The organism is Collinsella sp. BM28, from assembly GCF_054551995.1.
Map to the genome: position 1 here is coordinate 829,180 of NZ_JBTOLJ010000001.1, position 18,924 is coordinate 848,103.

The following is an 18,924-nucleotide window of genomic DNA, read 5'->3' on the forward strand; positions in this document are numbered from 1 at the left end:
CGAATTTCGACTCACCGAGGTCCTCGCTCGTGCTCATTTACAAGGATCTCTCCCGAGCTCGAGGAACGCCTGCAACGTCGCAATTTCGAGGTTCACGTATTGGGCGTCGTGTTTTTCAAATTCAAACCGCGCTTTGGTTTCGTTGGCCGCTCAATGCGTGCCGGCAATCGCTGCACGCTTTTTCGATGCGAGATCCATGTTCATCCGGGTATCTTGTTTGAGTCGATGAATGTGCGCTTGAAATGATCAGCTGGTAGGGGTGGCTGCATGAGTCGGTTGATGAATTCCATGGCTCCTCTGAGTCGACGCTCGATTACTCTATTCGGTTCATGTGCGGAGAGGCGCAGTGGTTCACCGCGCATCTGTCAATTGTCAGCGGTCTAGTACAATGGCGATGTCATCATCTCGTTCTTCATCTTTATGAAGTCGTTCAGCCTGGAGGGTTTTCGTGCCCCGATTCTCTATCTGCATAGCTTCATACAACGACGGGGACTATCTCTCCGACTGCCTTTCAAGCTTGTTTTCTCAGGATTTCGAGGATTTCGAAGTCGTGGTCGCCAACGACGGCAGCATCGATGCGACTGAGTCCATCTTGATGGACGCTTCTGTCCATGACCGGCGCGTGGTGCCTGTCATGTTGTCAGAAAACCAAGGGACTCATTGCGCCCGAGCTGCAGCCGTCGAGCGCGCTCGCGGTGACTACATCTTGTTTCTCGACTCTGATGACAAGTTGCTGCCGGGGACGTTGACGGCGCTGGACGAGCGCCTGGCTCGGACGAATTCTGATTACCTTCATTTCGGTATGGAAATCGTTGCGTCTTTTGCGATCGATGCCGCTGAGGTCACTGACATGGAATCGCAGGCGAACGCCCGGCTGCACGTCGCAGACCGTACCGATATCCTTTCGCTCGCGTATACGCTCGAGGGTGGGTATCAGCTTGATTGGCGTGTCACGCAGCGCGTTTTTGCCGCGTCCACCGTGAAACGGGCTTTTGAATCTCTTCCCTATGAGCGCATTGGTTTCGCAGAGGACGGCCTCGAGCACTTCGCAATAGCTTTGCACACCAGCCGCCCAGTGATCGCGAACGACATCAAGGGCTACCGTTATAACTATGGCACCGGGGCGACCGGGGGCAAATCGTTCTCGTTGCCATTGTGGTCGCGGGTCGCCGCCTCCTTTGGCCTGGTGTCCCGGGTCTCCCGTCAACTCGCCGAGCAGCTTGAAGGACAGTGCGATCCGCTTCTCGCTCGTGTGGCGCTCGATGCGGCGGACGGGTTCTCTAGCCGTCTAGGAGAGCTCCTTTTTGCCCAGTGGGACGTTCGCGACGACCCTGTCCTTTCTCAGGAGGTCTTCGAGCAGGCGTCCAGCGCTTTCGGGGTCGTTCCCACAGCGGCGCAAGTTATGAGACTCGTTCGCGATGAGGCGTACGCCGTCTGGGATGCTGGGGGTGTTCCAGGTGACAACAGACGGTTTCTCGCGTGGTATGCATGGGCAGAGCATGCGGTTGAGGTAGCTGGTGTCACTGCGACATCGGACGCGGCGTATCGGCTGTATCAAGAGTATCGCGATGTTGCGGCGGGCCATATTCGCGATCTTGGGCTTCGTGAGCAAGAGCTTAAGGCAGAGTTTTTTCCTCAATCAAAGGCTGAGGGCGATGAATCGGAGACATTGCTGCATCACGTGCTCTGCCGTCTAGTCAAGAAGATTCGTTGAGCTCGCCTTCTGGAAGGTATTATTTAAGTAACAATGTCAGTAATGGGAGGCTTTTGTGCCACGTTTTTCTGTTTGCATCCCCTCGTATAACAACGCTTGCTATTTGGATGCCTGCGTTAAGAGTGTTTTGTCTCAGGATTTCCGCGATATCGAGCTCATCGTTATCAACGACGGTAGCACCGATGATACCTGCATGCTTCTGAATCGGATCGCTTCTAGTGATGCCCGTGTGATCGCTGTCAATCGCGCCGACAACCGCGGGCTGCACCGCACGCGCGCTGAGGGTGTTGAGCTTGCTACTGGCGACTACACCGTGTTTCTTGATTCAGATGATGAATTCCTTCCTGGCTTTCTTACGAAGCTGGATTCCGCCCTTCGGGCGAATCCTGTTGATTTGCTGCATTTTGGTATCAAGGTGGAGGACTGCGGCGTAGGGACTTCCGAGGCCAGTCAGTTCGAGAGCTATATTAACGCGCCTCTCGAGGAGTTGACTGGTGAGGGCATCATGCGCGCCGTCTTCTCTCCGGGCGCGGGAGATTATCGACAGGATTGGCGTTTCACACAACGTGCATTTGCGACGCCGCTGTTGAAGCGCGCGTTCGATTCCATGACCGGGGCTGATTTGGGCCGTGCCGAGGATGCGTATGAGAGCTTCGTAACGCTTGCCATGGCGACCCGTTCGGTCACGCGGAACGATATCGTTGGACTGCTCTACAACTATGGCCGCGGGGTCAATTCGGGCTCCTCGCTTTCTATCGAGGACTTTGCCGAGGATGCTCATGAGTTCTGGTCCTCCGTCTGCGCAATCAAAAATCATGCGGAGCGTATGGGCACGACCGTTGCCAAGGAATGCTCCGATGGTGCTCGTTGGAAGCTTTTCGACTTGCTGTTCAATGACTGGTCGAATCGTGTCGCGGACTGCGATAAGGTCGAAGCGGCGCGTGCGGCTGGCGTCCGCTCCTCGTATATCGCTTGCGCTGTCCAGTTGATGCGTCTCGCCCGCGATGCTGCGTACTCCGCATGGGAGGCGGATGAGTCCCTGGACGAGGGCGCGTCGTTCCTCGAGTGGTACGAGGCCGCTCGGGAGCTTGCGGGCAACGAGGCGGCGCATTCACGCCGGTATCAGGCGTTTTACAACGCCGCCCATGGGCATATCGACGATTTGCGCCGTCGCACCAGGCTACGCACTTTCGATGAACAAGACGTTCGCATCTTTGTTTCCACCCATAAGCGCGTCGACCTTTTCGATAGTAAAGTCCTGCAGCCGGTACAGGTCGGTTGCTCCATGCGCGACATGCGCTACGATTGGGCTCTGCATGATGACGAGGGTGAGAACATCTCCACGCTCAATTCCATGTATTGCGAGCTCACGACTCAGTATTGGGCGTGGAAGAACATCGATGCACCCTATATCGGTTTCTGCCATTACCGTCGCTACTTCGATTTCTCCCCCGAGCTCCATGAGCAGAATTCGTATGGCGAGATCATGGATGGCCGCATCGACCAGGTTTCCCAGGCAAAGTACCATTTGGATGACGCGTCGATCTACAAGGCGCTCGAGGGTGTCGACATCGCGACCACGGTGGTCCAAGATATTCGTTCCTACATGGGTCCCGAAGCGACGCTGCGTTCCCAGTATGATGCCGCCGACCATCTCTACGTCGAAGATCTCGACCGTGTCGTCGACATACTGGTAAGGCGTCACCCCGAGTACTCCCAGGACGCCCGCGCGTTCCTCTCCGGTCATACGGGCTGTTTCTGCAACATGTTTATCATGAGGCGCGATATCTTCCGCGCTTATTGCGAGTGGCTCTTCCCGCTTCTCGAAGAATTCGTGAACACCACCGATATGAGCAAGTACAGCCGTGAGGGCGTCCGCACCCCTGGCCATCTGTCTGAGCGGCTTCTCAACATCTACCTGCTCCATCAACAGCGCATGCATCCGGAATTGTCGATTAAACGCCTGCAGTGTGTCCATTTCCAGGAGCCTGATTATAAACCGGGACTCAAGATGCCCGTGCGCCTCGACGACCTTCGCCAGATCGTTCCCGTGGTCTTCGCATCGGATAACAACTACGTGCCGATGCTCACTACGACAATTTACTCGATGCTGTCGAACGCCTCGAACAACTATCGCTACGATATCACCGTCTTGCATCGTGACATCTCCGGTGCGAACCAGGCGATCATGCGCGAATTCTTCTCAAGTTACGACAACGTCAACCTTGGCTTCTGTGATGTCTCGCAGGTTATCGAGAAATATAACCTCACGACGAATAACCCGCACATCAGCGTCGAGACGTATTATCGCTTCTTGATTCAAGATCTGCTGCCGTATTACGACAAGGTTCTGTATCTCGATTCCGACTTGATCATCAGGGGGGATGTCTCCGAGCTCTTCGCTACCGATCTGGGCGATTCGCTGCTGGCCGCCGCGCACGATATCGATTTTGTCGCCAACGTTAATATGAAGCGTGGCGATCGCCTCGCCTATGCCAAGGAGATCCTTGGCATGAAAGACCCCTATAGCTATTTCCAGGCCGGAGTCCTCGTCTTGAACACGAGGGCCATGCGCTCGCGTCACACGATGGAGGAATGGCTTGAGTTCGCCTCCGACGACCGATTCATCTACAACGATCAGGACGTCTTGAACGCGCATTGTGAGGGAGAGGTCGTATATCTCGATTACAGCTGGAACGTCATGATCGACTGCTTTGGCCGTATCAATAAGGTTTTTACCTTTGCTCCAGCCTACATGTTTGATGCGTTCATTGAGTCCCGTTCCAACGAAAAGATCGTTCACTACGCTGGTTTCGAGAAACCTTGGAAGCTGGCGGGATGTGATCGTGGTGAGCTCTATTGGCGCTACGCACGCGAGACGCCATTTTATGAGTCCCTTCTCCAGCATTCGATTGCGGGTAATCGTTCTGGCCGCCTACCTGATTACCTCATACATGAGCCTGCCCTATCCCCCAGAAGTCCTCTTCGTAAGATTGTTGACCCTATCGCGCCGTTGGGATCAGCTCGTCGAGAGCTTGGTAAAAGTATTATTCGCGCGATTCGGGGTATCCGTTAAATTGCTTGAGGCGACCCAGTTCCCTTTGAGAGGCGTGGGTCGCCTTTTATGGATATATGGTTGAACATCGGGCTTCTCGATGTGATGCAAACTGCGTTGGTAATCGCTCTTTATCGATGCTGGTCCATGGACATCAAGAACGAATTGAGTCGACTGGAGCTCGCTAATCAGTCTTCGCCAAAAGCGCCAGCGAAGTAAAGAATATGTGGAGATCCCTGATTCAGTTGGGTGCGAGACTCTCAAATAGTTCGAGTATTTGGGTGGTGCTCGTTTTATCATAATGAGACCAATTGGACAGTATGTTCGCTCGATGCGAAGGCGGAAAGATGCAAGCGACTCAAGCCAATCAACTCGTCTCGGTCATTGTGCCGATTTACAACGCGGAGAAGTATCTCGATCAGTGCTTAAGCAGCATTAGGGAACAGGCATATAGCAATCTTGAGATTATCTGCATCAATGACGGAAGCACCGACGACTCGCTTGCAATTGTTGCAAAGCACGCCGCCCTGGATGATCGTATTCGTATCATCGACAAGGAAAACGCTGGATACGGTGCCGGGTGCAACCGTGGCATGGACGAGGCTCACGGGGAGTGGCTCGCAATCGTGGAGCCTGACGACTGGATTGAACCGGGCATGTATGCCGACATGCTTTCTTTTGCCAGCACATATGACGAGGCGATCGATGTCATTAAGACCCCCTGGTGGAACATCAATGATTGGGATCGATCGGACTCTGAGCAAACGCGCACAAGGTGTCCGTTGACGGTGCGCATGGGGGCGTCTTTTGGTCCCTTCACCTTGTCGGAGCATCCAGTGCTTATAGAACATCATCCTGCGATATGGTCAGCCATATATAGGATTGATTTCCTCCGCGAGCATCATATTCGCTTTCCTGAATACCCCGGGGCTGGCTGGGCGGACAACCCGTTTCTCATCGACACGTTATGTCAGGCCCAGTCGATCGTCTATTTAAATAAGGCCTACTACTGCTATCGAGCCGACCTGCCCGGCTCAACCCGCAACCATGCAACCAATGCGGCGATTCGCCTCCCGTTTGATCGTTGGCTCGACATGCTCGGCTGCATGCAGCGAATCGGCGTGCGCGACAGTGCGATTATCGAGTCCCACTATATCCGGGGATTCAGATATCTAGACGGCGCTATGTACGACGACGGCGCTGACAACCCGGTCGTGCTGGAAGGCATGCGATCCATGTTCTCCGCCATGGATAAAGACATAGTGCTATCGAGCGTTAAGATCTCTCCAAAGCACAAGCGCTTGTTCTGCGAGACGCTTGGGCTTGACGCTCGCGTCACGTCGTCATTGGCGCACACCGCATACGCCGCCCGTGAATTCTGGCTGTCGCTGCGCACGCTTGGCGCATGTGGCGTCGCCAAGCGCGCGCGGTTTAAGCTGACGGGCAGGCGTTAACGGGTCTGCCCGCCTCGCTTCTGCACCCTTGCCACGACAAGACATGCCGCCAGTGCGGCGATGCTCGCCGCGCACCCGACCGTAAAGCCGGGCGACTGAAAGCGCATCTCAATACGGTGAGAGCCCTCGGGAACCTGGATTTGCGACATTCCGCCGCCGAAGGCAGGGGAGAGCGCGACCTCCTTGCCGTCGATTATTGCGCTCCAGCCTTTGTCATACGGGATGGACAGCACAAGATCGGTCTGCTTTTCCGCGTTGTATACGCCCTCGACATGCCCGTCTTCAAACACGTCAGGGGTAAACTGTCGCGATTGCAGCCGCTCGATGCCCTCCTCAAACACGTCGATGTTCAGCGCATAGAACAGGCATTGGCTCTTGGGGGGAAGCTGGGTCTCAGGAGAGCCCTGCACCATGCTGATTTCATGCTGGGTGCTCTCGTCGCCGGACTCCCCAAAGGCGCGAACGTTGTGCGAGAAGCGCGTCGCCTCGCTGCTGATCATCTCGCCGCCAACGATCAGGCCGACGCTTTGGGACCAGTCGGACTCAACGCCGGTTTGCGCGTAGGTGTAACCGATGGTGTGCGCGGGCAGCTTGACGGCCCAGGTGATGCTCGCATCCGATCTTGCCTGCTCGACACCCTGGAGCTGCGTGTACAGCGGCCTGTCAATTCCCGTCAGTTCCGCGAACAGGGCGTTTTGGCGCTCAAAGGGGTCGTCGCCCTGGAGCGACGACTCGCTGTTTGTACCATTCGCGCACGGATAGCCCAGCGAGAGCGCGTGGGGATTGTAATACACGGGCGAGGTGACATTCGAATGGGGCAGCGTCGTCTCAGTCGATGCGACCGGTTTGCTCCACGTTCCTATATACCGCACGCCCAGCAGGCTGTCCATGACGAGGTTGGGGGCGGCGTAGACGCTCGAGAACTCCCCTTCGGAGCTGTAGCCCAGCGAGTTGAGAAACGCGACGGCCTGGGGGTTGTTTGCCGAGGAGTACGTCGACAGCTGGTTGAATCCGTGCGATATGCCCTCGTTGAACGCGGCGCCGGCACGGTTGTATGTCTTATCGACCCGGTAGAAGGCGTCCGCGTCGAGTTGCTTGAGCTCGCGTACCTGCGTGTCGGCATCGTTGACATACGTGTCATGCGTGTCTTGCGGGTAGTTGATGTAGAGCTGGTTCCAGCACACGTGGGCGTTGAAGCCGAGGTCCGCGAGGACGAGCACGAGCGTACCAAACGGTGCGAGCTTGCGCGCGATGGGGGCGGCGCATGCTGACCGCCCGCCCGCCTCGGTCCACGAGACGGTGCGGGTGTTCGAACCTTCGGCGCGGCAAGCGGCCCGTCTCATGAGAAGGAACGCCGCTGCCCAAATCTCCAAAAAGCTCAACAGGAAAGCGATGCGGCAGTAGAACCCGTTGGGCTGGCGGAAGCCGCACCAGACGTACATGAGCGGCCCTAGCACCGAGCTCACGACGAGGAACCCGGCGAACACGAGCGTCAGCGCGCGAAGCCTCTTGTCGATGCGCTTCTCAAACAGCATGGAGATCGCCAACACAAGGGGGATCAGGCCCGTATAAAACTGGGGTGCGTGGTCGATATTCCATGCAAAGGGAAGAAATCCCCTGATGAGGGCCGTCGGATACGTCTGGAACATGCCAACGGCGGTTTTTGCGCCGCCGCCCATCATGGCAAGTACGGTGGGGACGAACGTCCACGCGGAGAGGCCGAGCCCCAAAAGAATCGCCACGGTGAATCTCACCGCCCGCCCCGCGATCCACGAGCGCGCGGGGCGCACCTCATCGTCATATATCATGACGGCGAGCTCGAACAGCACGAACAGGCAGCAAAAGAGCAGCGTGATGTAGGCCATGTACCAGCAGGTGATGACATCGGCTGCCACGAGGAGCGAAAGCCCGATAAAGCGTCCCGTGCGCAGCAGCTGCCGGCAGCTCCATGCCATGAGCGGCAGCAGGATCAACGCGTCGAGCCACAGGGGATTGCGCAGGTTGGTCGCGGTCCAAGTGGACCAGGTGTAGCACAGGGCGAGCGCGAGCGCCCAGGTGCGCTGCAGGGTGAAGCGGCGACGGAGATACCAGGCCATCGCGGTGTTCATGCACGCGAGCTTGAGGGCGACGATCACGTAGATCGCCAAGGTGAGGTGCGCCTCGTCAAACAGCAGGATGATCAGGTTGAACGGGCTCGCAAGGTAGTAGCTGTACAGTCCCCAGGTGTTGGACCCCATGCCCTGTGCGAAGGAGTAGAACACATTCGCCTCGCCGGTGAGCACATGGCGAAACCAGGTGAAGAAGTCGATGTACTGGTATTTGAGGTCCTCGGTGAGGAACGATTCCGGTCCAAAGGGATACACTTCGCCCCATATGGAGAGGACAACCAGGACCATAACGGGCAAAGCTAGGCAGGCTGCCCAAAAGAGAGTCGTTTTCAGCCGATTGCCGGAGGCTGGGTGATGTAAACCACTATTCATCGAGGTTTGACTCCCTCACGATGTAGAGCGGGCGGTTCTTGGTCTCAAGGTACGTCTTAGCAAGGTACTGACCCATAATTCCCAAGCACAGCAGCTGCACCCCTCCAATAAAGATGATGATTGAGGCAAGCGACGGCCATCCATCGACGGGGTCACCAAAGAGCAGAGCCCGAACGACAATGAAAATCAAGGCGAAAAAGGCGACGATGCAAAAGAGCGTGCCCATGACCGAGGCGATGGACAGCGGCACGGTGGAGAATGCGACGATCCCATCGATTGAGTACAGCAAAAGTGAGAAGAAACTCCATTTGGTTTCGCCGGCAACCCGGTTGACGTTGACGTAGGGGAGCCAGACGGTCTTGAAGCCGACCCAACCGTAGATGCCCTTGGAGAAGCGGTTGTATTCCCGCATGGACAGGATGGCGTCGACCATCGGACGCTTCATGAGGCGAAAATCACGGGCTCCGTCCACGATGTCGGCTTTGGAGATCTTGTTGATGATGCGGTAGAACATACGCGCGAACCAGGAGCGAATCGGCGGTTCGCCCTCGCGCGTTGTGCGGCGCGTGGCGACGTTGTCGCAATCCTCATCCTGCAAGATCCGATACATTTCCGGTAACAGCGATGGGGGGTCTTGCATGTCGGCGTCCATCGTCGCTACTAGATTTCCTGTCGCGTGTTCCAGTCCTGCGTAGAGTGCAGCCTCTTTACCGAAGTTACGCGAAAATGACACCCATTTAATACAATAATCATTGCAGCAGACGTTTGCCTGCTCCTTCATGATGGCAAGAGTACTGTCGCTCGAGCCATCGTCCACGAGCACTACTTCAAATTCCAGTGGCTTGGCGGCTCTCATGCTACGGACAACTTGGGCCAGTTCGTTTAAAAACAAGGGGAGGCTGGCTTCTTCGTTGTAGCAAGGGACCACGATGGAAATGTCGGGCGTTTGATTTGGCATGTGTCACTCCGGTGCTTGGCAGTGCGATGGTTCACTGTGGTTAGTTTAGTAGAGTTTTGCGGGGTCAGGATGGCAGCTTAAGGCTTCGGCTAAAATACAGGGTCGAATGCGACTGACATTGAGGAGGATAATCCAGCATGTCTGATGTGGATAACCAATCACGAGGCCGTCATTTTAAGACGGAAGAAGAGCGGCATCCGGAGCCACTTCAGCCTCGGAATCCTTATGTTCCCAGCAGCGTCCACGATGCTTATGATTCTTCTTATAAGCCGGTCTATGGTCTGTCCTCTTCCTCTCATGCTCAGGGCCCTCGGCGCAAGGATCGCAAGAAGGCTCCTTTTGTTCTGTTGGGTGCAATCCTTGTTCTGATCGTCGCAATATCCGGTGTGGGCGTGTCCGCGTTTTTCTCTGCCAAGAATCTCAAAGCAAAGGCCTCGGGCGCGATGTCCGCAATTTCTGCCATTACCGATTCGGTTAAGGCGCAAGATTTTTCTTCCGCCTCCCAAGCGGCTCAAAGCCTCGCCGACCTTACAAGAGAAATGACTGACGGCCTTGATTCTCCGCTTTGGACGGCGGTCTCTCTCATGCCGGTCTATGGCCAAGATATTACATCTGCCCGCACGCTCGTCGGCTCCTTGGACAAGGTCGCCACCGATGCTCTTGTGCCCGTGCTCGATGCTCTCGAGGCGAATCCTCCTGCGGAACTCATTTCATCTGATAAGACAATTAACGTGGCAGCAGCAACCCAGCTGTTCGAGGCGGTGGGGGACGCCGCTCCGTCACTCGCGGAATGCGCTGAGACCGTCGAGTCTCTTCCGCAGTTCGCGTTGCCGCAGCTGGAGGAGATTATGGGTCCGGCTCGCCAAAAGCTTTCTGAAGTTAACGCGCTTGTTCAGGGGGCTGCGGATTTCTCCCCGCTTGCTGCGCCCGTTCTGGGAGCCGAAGGTAATCGAACGTACTTAATTGTTGCTCAAAATTCCGCCGAGATGCGTGCTTCGGGCGGTTTTCCCGGATCAATGGGAACCCTGCGCATTCAGGACGGCAAGATCGAGCTCGACGAGTTTTCCAAGGTGTATGACGTTATGGAGGAGGCCACTCCCGCCTCCATGGGCATCACCGATGCCGAGCGTGCATTGTTCGGTGGTTTTATGGACGTTGCGCGCGATGCGGGTATGGATCCCGATTTTCCGCGCGTTGCGGCGATTTGGGCTGCTGCATATGAAGAGAAGACCGGCGTTCAGCTAGATGGTGTTATCTCCGTGACTCCTGCCGTAGTTCAAGATTTGCTTGCCATTGCGGGCTCCATCACCCTTGAAGACGGAACGGTTGTCGACGGTTCGAATGCCACAAAGGTTCTCCAGCACGACCTGTACTGGAATTATCTGTCTAAGGAGACCTCCGCATCTGGTAATGGCGACCTAACGGATGCGCTGTTTGCCCAGGCTGCCGACCTTGCATTCGAGAAGTTTTTCTCGGGCCTCAACTCCGGTACCCTCATGCAGTTTGCAGAGCTTATGGCCAAGGGCGTCGACAATCGCTCTGTCATGTTCTGGCTCTCCGATGAGACCGAGCAGGATGCACTGAGCGCTCTCGATTGCTCGGGCTCAGTGCTGACCGATGCTTCAGAGCCTGCAGTGGGCACGTATTTCTCGTTGTGGATTGGCTCGAAGATGGGCTGGTACATCGATATCGACAATCAGGTGCTCTCCTCGAGCGATAATGCCGATGGATCACGTACATATCACGTGCAAACGACCTTTGCGAATACCGCTACGTCCGATATTATCGAGACCGCAGGGGACTATATTTCGGGCTATTTAGACGGCTTCGATCGAGACAATCTTTACCCCGAACTGTACATCTATGCTCCTTCTGGGGGTTCCATCTCGACTCTTGAGGCGTCGAATGGAGCAGAGTTTGTAGAGGCTGAGCATGAGGGTCTGCAGGTTTTTCATGCCTCTCGACCCAACTTGCGCGCAGGCGAGTCAATCGTATGCACCTATGAGGTGACAACTGCGCCTGGAGCTGCTGAACTCACCTTCATGAGCACCCCAACACTCACGAAGTATCGCGAGTAGGCCTCATTCGTTTATAATCATCCCTGCCGCGATGCGGTTCATATGACGCGCCATTAGCTCAGCTGGATAGAGCACCGGACTTCTAATCCGATGGTCGAGGGTTCGAATCCCCCATGGCGCACCCTTACATCCAATGCCCGGATGCCATCACGGCATCCGGGCTTTTATCGGGTATGTGCGGGGGATTCGAACCCATTAGGGTCGCGAGACTGAGAAAACGCGTGAGCGTTTTCCAGCGAGCGTGCGAGGGCGCGTAGCGCCCGGAGCTGCGGACGCCGTAGGCGGACGCGAATCCCCCATGGCGCACCCTTACATCCAATGCCCGGATGCCGTCACGGCATCCGGGCATTTTGCGCTCTGAGGTCAAGCCCCGACCACTCCGCCTCACGATAAATCGTTTCATTCCAAACCTACTCCCCAAACTTCCGTAAAGGGTATACAATGAGCGAGTCGTGTTTTTGTGCCGCGTGGATAGTCATGCCGCGCGAGCATCACTCAAAGGAGTCAGGTTATGGTTTCTGAGAAGGCTACCCTCGTCAACCCCCAGGGTCTCCACATGCGTCCTGCCGGCCTCTTCGCCTCCACCATGGGCAAGTTCGCCTCCGATGTCACCGTTGTCGCCCCCGACAAGGAGGTCAACGGTAAGTCCCCGATGGCCCTCATGGCTGCCGGCATCCCTTGTGGCACCGAGGTCGAGGTCAAGTGCGACGGTGCTGACGAGAAGGAGGCCCTCGCTGCCGCCATCGAGCTCATCAAGAGCGGTCTCGGCGAGTAGTTCGCGCCCGCGAGCATTGTCTTTGATGACAGACATCTAATCATATAGGTGTAATTGCAGGTGTCCGCGAACTCGTGGGCGCCTGCTTTTTGTTTCCCTCGCGCACGGGAGGGAAACGGGAGAGAGGAAACGTAATGTATCAGGGAGTTAACGCCTCGGAGGGCATCGGTATCGGCAAGGTCATGGTCGCCGTCGATCCCGACCTCACCTTCGAGCCCCACGAGGTCGCCGACACTGCCGCCGAGAAGGAGCGCTACCAGGCCGCGCTGGCCGTCTTCTGTGAGAAGACCCAGGCCCAGGCCGATCACATGAAGGTCGCGGTAGGCGAGAACGAGGCCGAGATCATGGCCGGCCACATCATCCTTGCCCAGGACCCCGGCATGACCGACGCCATCAACGGTGCCATCGACGGCGGCGCCTGCGCTGAGCAGGCCCTCGTCGACGCCAGCACCATGTTCGAGAACATGTTCCTGTCCATGGACGACGAGATGTTCCGCCTGCGTGCCGCCGACATCGCCGACATCCGCACCGGCATCCTCGCCGAGCTGCTCGGTGTCGAGGTCGTCGACCTCTCCGTTCTCCCCGAGAACACCGTCGTGGTCGTGCACGACCTGACTCCGTCTATGACGGCGACCATCGACAAGGAGCACGTCGCCGGCATCGTCACCGAGACCGGTGGCCGCACCTCCCACTCCGCCATCATCGCCCGCGCCCTGGAGATCCCCGCGGTGCTCTCCGTTGCCAACAGCTGCTCCGCGTTGCGCAACGGCATGACCGCCATCGTCGACGGCTCCAAGGGCGTTGTCATCGCCGAGCCCGAAGGTGACGTCCTCGCCGACTACCAGGCCAAGGCCCAGGCGTTCGCCGAGGAGAAGGCGGCCCTCGAGGCCTTCCGCGGCCAGGAGACCGTCACCGCCGACGGCATCAAGAAGATCCTCGCCTGCAATATCGGCAGCCCCAACGACGTTCCCAACGCGCTCGATCACGATGCCGAGGCCATCGGCCTGTTCCGCTCCGAGTTCCTGTTCATGGACGCCACCGAGCTTCCTTCCGAGGAGGAGCAGTTCCAGGCCTATCGCAAGGTCGCCTCTGCCATGAAGGGCGCCCCGGTCATCATCCGCACGCTTGACGTGGGCGGCGACAAGGCGATTCCTTACCTCGCCATGGAGCCGGAGGAGAATCCCTTCATGGGCTTCCGCGCTGTGCGTTACTGCCTTGAGTACGTCGACCAGTACAAGGTCCAGCTCCGCGCCCTGCTGCGCGCCGGTGCCTTCGGCGACGTCAAGATCATGATCCCGCTCGTCACCTGCGTTGAGGAGGTCCGTGCCGTCAAGGCGCTCGTCGAGGAGTGCAAGCACGAGCTTGAGGCCGAGGGTCTCAAGTATGACGAGAACATCGAGGTCGGCGTCATGATGGAGACTCCTGCCGCCTCCCTCATCGCCGACAAGCTCGCCGAGGAGGCCGACTTCTTCTCCATCGGCACCAACGACCTCATCGGCTACACCATGTGCGCCGACCGTGGTAACGACCACATCTCCAACCTCTATCAGGTGTACTACCCGGCCGTGCTCCGTTCCATCAAGAACATCATTGAGAACGGCGTCAATGCCGGCATCATGGTGGGCATGTGCGGTGAGGCTGCGGCCGATCCGCTGCTCGAGCCGCTGTTGATCTCCTTCGGTCTGGAGGAGTTCTCCATGTCCGCGCCGTCCATCCTTCGCGCCCGCAAGACCATCTCCCAGTGGTCCAAGGCAGAGTGCGATGAGCTTGCCGAGAAGGCGCTTGCCTGCTCAACTGCTGAGGAAGTCAAGGCGCTGCTCGAGGCCGCCGCTCGCTAAACGCGAGCAAATTTGCCGGCTGCACGCTCCACCACCGCGGTACGGGCTGCAGCCGGCCATCGTATATTTGCCGATAAATCGATTTATCACCTATGTGGCTGATGTTCTGCTTTCATTTGCGCTACGCTATGGAGGTCAGTGCGTCTGATTAGGAGGCTGTATGTTTTACACTCTGACTGCCAATCCCGCCGTTGACATGACGGTCGCCGGCCCCGCGCTCGTTCCCGATGAGAACGTTCGTGCGAACTCCGCCAGCTATACCGCCAACGGCAAGGGTCTCGACGTGTCGTTCGCCCTCAAGAAGTTCGGCGTCGACTCCGTCGCCCTCGGTTTCTTTGGCGGCTTCACCGGCAAGTTCATCGTCGAGGAGACCATGAACCTCGGCTGCCTGTGCCGTCCGGTCTGGATTGACGGCGTGACGCGCATCTGCGCCTATATCAACGACGGCGAGCACGAGTACGGCGTCCTCAACCCCGGTGCCCCGCTTACCCCTCAGTACGAGCAGGAGCTCTACGACATCCTCGACACCAGCACCGGCATGGACTGCCTGGTCGTCTCCGGTTCCGTTCCGCCCCGCGCCTCCAAGGACTTCCTCGATCAGGTCATGGAGCATGCCCAGGAGCGCGGCGCCGACGTGGTCCTCGACCTCTCCTCCGACAAGCTCAAGACGCTTGCCTCCAAGAAGCCGTTGCTCATCAAGCCGAACCATCACGAGATGCGTGAGATCTTCGGCGTTCCGGTGAACACCGACGACGAGGTCCGCGTCGCCATGAAGCTCGCCCATGAGGCCGGCGTCCAGAACGTGCTGCTCACCCGCGGTAGCCGCGGCGACGCCTACTTCTCCAACGGCGAGGACATCTGGTACGCCAAGCGCGAGTTCAACATCAAGCTCGTGTCCTCCGTCTGCGCCGGCGACTGCACCCTCGCCGCCTTCCTGCTCAAGTGGTACAAGGATCGCGACAATGTCGAGGAGGCCATGAAGCTCGCCATGGCCACCGGCGCCAACGTTGCCGAGAGCGTTGGTCTGGGTGACTTCGGCCGCGTTGACGAGTACTCCAAGCGCGTTACCGTTCGCAAGCTCGAGCGCAAGTAATTCTCGACCTGGATCTTGCCTCTTTTGGGCGCCGTCGGCCTCTCGCCGGCGGCGCCCTTTTGGTTCAACTGGTGCAATTGGGGTACGCCCCCAATTGCACCATTAGATTGAGGATAATGGGGTCTTATGCTTGGTATACTGGGGCGCAGGAGCAAGGAGGACCATGCAGCATTCCACGGACATGTCTTTTGCGGGGAGCGCCCTTAACGGCGCGGTGCCGAGCGATGCCGCGGTCATGGTCTTGCGCACGCTCGAGGCTTCCGGTCTCGAGGCGTGGATTGTTGGGGGTTGGGTTCGCGACGCGCTTATGGGCACGTCCGGTCACGATATCGACATCTGTTGCAGCGGTTCGTGGGGGGAGAGCGCGGCGGCTCTGCGAGGCGCGGGGATCTCAGTAATCGAGTCGGGCATCAAATTCGGGGGCATCACTGCCGTCGTCGGCGGAGAGCGCATTGAGGTCACGGCATACCGTTTGGACGGATTCTATACGGATGGCCGTCACCCCGAGGATGTGCAACGAGCCTCCTGCGTTGAAGACGACCTGGCGCGCAGGGACTTTACCGTCAATGCGATGGCATGGCATCCCGAGCGAGGGCTGCTCGACCGCTATGACGGTCGTGGTGATTTAGAGCGTAGGCAGATTCGCGCGGTGGGGGAGCCCCGTCGTCGTTTCGAGGAAGATGCGTTGCGTATGCTGCGTGCCGTGCGCTTTGCCTGCCGCCTTGACTTCTCCATGGATGCTGCCACGGCGATGGCACTGGCGTCTTGTGCTCCGTTGCTCGACCAGGTGGCACGTGAACGTGTGGGTATTGAGCTCGAGGGGATTCTCGTTACTCGCCGCGGGGGTGACGCCCTCGTGCGGTATCCCGAGGTCATGTGTGCGGCGATCCCTGAGCTCGCTGCCGCGCGCGGATTTGACCAGCACACCAAATATCATGCCTTCGACGTGTACGAGCACGTTGCGCGCGTTCTCACGGTTGCAGGGGAGTTGTCGAGTTTTCGCATTGACGGCGGGGACCCCAATACCCCCGTCTCAGCGTCGCTCATGTGGGCGGCTCTGCTGCACGACATCGCCAAACCCCAGACGTTTACCCTTGACGACCGGGGGCGTGGACATTTTTACGGCCACCCGGAGCGTGGCGAGGTCATGGCAAAGACGATTATGCGGCGCCTCTCATGCGGCAACGATTTGATTCGCGACGCGACCCTTCTCATCCGGTATCATGATCAGCCGCTCAGGCCGCAACGCGTTGACTTGTTGCGCATGATGCAACGCTTCTCGGCACCGGGGGTCGACACCGCTCGTCTTATGGGCGAGCTGTTCGACCTCAAGCGCGCCGACACCCTCGGCAAGGCCCCGAGTTGCTTTTACTACGTGGACGAGATTGAGCGCATGCGCGAGATGTGCCGCGAGCTCATGGCGAATCACGAGGCATTTAGCATCAAGACGCTCGCTTTGACGGGCGGGGACCTCATCGCGCGCGGCATGACGCCTGGGCCGCACGTCGGGGCGGCGCTCAAGCGCGCCTTGGAGGCAACGATCGTCGGGACCGTTGCCAACGACAAGGCCGCGCTCCTCGAATTTCTCGGTCTGTAGCGGGATTTGCTGGGCCGGGTCGTGGCGGTCGAGTCGATCGGGCGGCGGGTTGAGGTGGCACCTCGGGTCTGCGAGGCGGCGAGGCGCCTCTCCATCTTTTCTCTCGAGGACAATCCATCAGTGGTATCATGGCACTTGCCAGTATTACGAATATACATATGCGTAACACTATTGAGGAGCTATCGTGACCCACCGCGCTTTGATTACGCCCCCTGCCCGTCCCGAGTTTGCTGATGGACGATGTCCGGTATGTAGCCGCAGAGGGCTTCTCGCCGGTTCCGCCGCCGGAGCGGTCCTTGCCGCGACGGGCGCGCTTATGGGATGCGCGTCGTCTGGTGAAGCCTCGGGGAGCGGCCCGTCCACCGATTCCAGTGGGCACTCGCAGGTCGTCGTCGCCATGAACGCGACGAGCGAGCCTGCCGCGGGATTCGATCCGCTCGTCTCGTGGGGCTGCGGCGAGCACGTGCATGAGCCGCTTATTCAGTCGACGCTCGTGACAACCGATGAACAGCTCAACATCGTGAGCGATTTGGCTACCGAGTACCTGTGCTCGGACGATGGCCTTGTTTGGACGTTCACCATTCGCGACGATGTCTTGTTTACGGACGGCGAGCCTCTTACCGCTCGCGACGTCGCCTTTACGGTCAACGGCGTTATCCAAAGCTCGGCCTCGGAGGCAGATCTTTCCATGGTCGACACCGCCGTCGCCGTGAGCGATACGGTTGTCGAGCTTCACCTCAACAAACCGTATAATGCCCTGCTGTACACGCTTGCCGTTCTCGGTATCGTGCCGGAGCACGCATATGGCGAGGGGTACGGTGCGCAGCCCATTGGATCGGGCCGGTATGTCTTGGAGCGTTGGGACAAGGGGCAGCAGGTCGTGTTCGCCTCCAATCCCGATTACTACGGTACGACGCCGACTATGGAGCGCGTGGTCGTGGTGTTCATGGATGAGGATGCCGCGCTCGCCGCGGTGCAGAAGGGCGAGGTCGACATCGCCTATACGTACGCCACGCATGCCCATCAGTCCTTTGATGGATATGAGCTTGTGGCGTACGAGACGGTCGACTCGCGTGGTGTCTCGCTTCCGACGGTGCCTTCCGGCCAGACCAAGGTGCTCGAGGGCGACATTGCGTATGAGATGGGCAATGACGTGACCTGCGACCTTGCGATCCGTCGTGCCATCAACTGCGGTATAGACCGTGAGTCCATGATCGAGCAGGTGCTAGACGGGTACGGCAAGGTTGCGTATTCGGTCGGCGACGGCATGCCGTGGTCGAGCGACGACATGCAGGTCGATTTCGATCGCGAGCAGGCCAACCGTCTGCTCGAGGAGGCGGGTTGGCTCCGCGGCGAGGATGGTGTTCGGAGCCGTGATGGCGTGCGCGCCGCCTTCGACATATGGTATTCGTCCGACGACTCCGTGCGCCAGGCGCTGGCGAATGAATTCGCCAATCAGATGAGCGAACTCGGCCTTGAGGTGACGCCTCGAGGCGGGAGCTGGGACGAGATCTATCCTCGGCAATTTAGCCAGCCCATCCTGTGGGGCTGGGGCTCGAACTCGCCGGTTGAGGTCTATGAACTGCATTATTCCACGGGCTGGGGCAATTACAGCTGCTATGAGAACGAGACTGTCGATGCGTACCTCGACCAAGCGCTCGCGCAGACGGATGTCGAGGCGTCGTATGAGTTCTGGAAAAAGGCGATGTGGGACGGAACTGAGGGCGTGGCACCCAAGGGCGCCGCGACGTGGGCATGGATCGCCAACGTCGACCACCTGTATTTCAAGCGCGAGGGGCTGGATGTCGCCCATCAAAAGCCGCACCCCCATGGGCACGGCTGGTCGCTGGTGAACAACGTGGACACGTGGAGCTGGGCATAA

11 protein-coding genes and 1 tRNA gene are annotated in these 18,924 nt (G+C 58.3%); 10 read left to right on the forward strand and 2 right to left on the reverse strand.

The genetic code is table 11. The features are described 5' to 3' along the window. Positions 1-448 precede the first annotated feature (448 nt). From ACX9NZ_RS03545 to ACX9NZ_RS03555, 3 genes are all read left to right on the forward strand, one after another. Complete coding sequence (locus ACX9NZ_RS03545) at positions 449-1,714, forward strand: glycosyltransferase family 2 protein (RefSeq protein ID WP_317439997.1); 1,266 nt, start codon at positions 449-451, stop codon at positions 1,712-1,714. 55 nt (positions 1,715-1,769) lie between these two features. Further along, positions 1,770-4,790, forward strand: coding sequence for a DUF4422 domain-containing protein (locus tag ACX9NZ_RS03550; RefSeq protein WP_407496387.1), 3,021 nt, complete (start codon positions 1,770-1,772; stop codon positions 4,788-4,790). Positions 4,791-5,116: 326 nt separating this feature from the next. Then, positions 5,117-6,223, forward strand: coding sequence for a glycosyltransferase (locus ACX9NZ_RS03555; RefSeq protein ID WP_317439999.1), 1,107 nt, complete (start codon positions 5,117-5,119; stop codon positions 6,221-6,223). Here ACX9NZ_RS03555 and ACX9NZ_RS03560 read toward each other — a convergent pair. Together ACX9NZ_RS03560 and ACX9NZ_RS03565 are read right to left on the reverse strand one after the other, a co-directional pair. After that, the gene (locus tag ACX9NZ_RS03560) at positions 6,220-8,703 is read right to left on the reverse strand and encodes a YfhO family protein (RefSeq protein ID WP_459389430.1); all 2,484 of its coding nucleotides are present in this window, start codon (positions 8,701-8,703) and stop codon (positions 6,220-6,222) included. The genes ACX9NZ_RS03555 and ACX9NZ_RS03560 overlap by 4 nt on opposite strands. Next, positions 8,696-9,661, reverse strand: a complete 966-nt coding sequence (locus tag ACX9NZ_RS03565; protein ID WP_317440000.1) for a glycosyltransferase family 2 protein — start codon at positions 9,659-9,661, stop codon at positions 8,696-8,698. Before ACX9NZ_RS03565 ends, ACX9NZ_RS03560 begins: the two co-directional genes overlap by 8 nt. A gap of 443 nt (positions 9,662-10,104) precedes the next feature. Here ACX9NZ_RS03565 and ACX9NZ_RS03570 point away from each other — a divergent pair, with 443 nt between their 5' ends. From ACX9NZ_RS03570 to ACX9NZ_RS03600, 7 genes are all read left to right on the forward strand, one after another. Beyond that, on the forward strand, positions 10,105-11,739 hold the full coding sequence (locus tag ACX9NZ_RS03570; RefSeq protein ID WP_302742556.1) for a DUF4012 domain-containing protein: 1,635 nt from the start codon (positions 10,105-10,107) through the stop codon (positions 11,737-11,739). Between the two features lie 47 nt (positions 11,740-11,786). Beyond that, positions 11,787-11,860 (forward strand) — tRNA-Arg (locus ACX9NZ_RS03575). A gap of 390 nt (positions 11,861-12,250) precedes the next feature. Next, a complete protein-coding gene (locus ACX9NZ_RS03580) occupies positions 12,251-12,514 on the forward strand; it encodes an HPr family phosphocarrier protein (protein WP_118653769.1) in 264 nt (87 codons plus the stop codon). Between the two features lie 134 nt (positions 12,515-12,648). Then, entirely contained in the window at positions 12,649-14,352 is a 1,704-nt protein-coding gene (gene ptsP / locus ACX9NZ_RS03585; RefSeq protein ID WP_407496391.1) for a phosphoenolpyruvate--protein phosphotransferase, read from the forward strand. A 160-nt stretch (positions 14,353-14,512) separates the two neighbouring features. Further along, positions 14,513-15,445 (forward strand): 1-phosphofructokinase family hexose kinase, encoded by a 933-nt coding sequence (locus ACX9NZ_RS03590; RefSeq protein ID WP_407496393.1) that lies wholly within the window; start codon positions 14,513-14,515, stop codon positions 15,443-15,445. Positions 15,446-15,608: 163 nt separating this feature from the next. Further along, the gene (locus tag ACX9NZ_RS03595) at positions 15,609-17,042 is read left to right on the forward strand and encodes a CCA tRNA nucleotidyltransferase (protein ID WP_407496395.1); all 1,434 of its coding nucleotides are present in this window, start codon (positions 15,609-15,611) and stop codon (positions 17,040-17,042) included. 184 nt (positions 17,043-17,226) lie between these two features. After that, a complete protein-coding gene (locus ACX9NZ_RS03600) occupies positions 17,227-18,924 on the forward strand; it encodes an ABC transporter substrate-binding protein (protein ID WP_407496397.1) in 1,698 nt (565 codons plus the stop codon).

Coding starts and splice junctions, on each gene's coding strand:
- ACX9NZ_RS03555 (WP_317439999.1), top strand. CDS start 5,117: ATGCAAGCGACTCAAGCCAATCAACTCGTCTCGGTCATTGTGCCGATT.
- ACX9NZ_RS03560 (WP_459389430.1), bottom strand. CDS start 8,703: ATGAATAGTGGTTTACATCACCCAGCCTCCGGCAATCGGCTGAAAACG.
- ACX9NZ_RS03565 (WP_317440000.1), bottom strand. CDS start 9,661: ATGCCAAATCAAACGCCCGACATTTCCATCGTGGTCCCTTGCTACAAC.
- ACX9NZ_RS03570 (WP_302742556.1), top strand. CDS start 10,105: ATGTCCGCAATTTCTGCCATTACCGATTCGGTTAAGGCGCAAGATTTT.
- ACX9NZ_RS03580 (WP_118653769.1), top strand. CDS start 12,251: ATGGTTTCTGAGAAGGCTACCCTCGTCAACCCCCAGGGTCTCCACATG.
- ptsP (WP_407496391.1), top strand. CDS start 12,649: ATGTATCAGGGAGTTAACGCCTCGGAGGGCATCGGTATCGGCAAGGTC.
- ACX9NZ_RS03590 (WP_407496393.1), top strand. CDS start 14,513: ATGTTTTACACTCTGACTGCCAATCCCGCCGTTGACATGACGGTCGCC.
- ACX9NZ_RS03595 (WP_407496395.1), top strand. CDS start 15,609: ATGCAGCATTCCACGGACATGTCTTTTGCGGGGAGCGCCCTTAACGGC.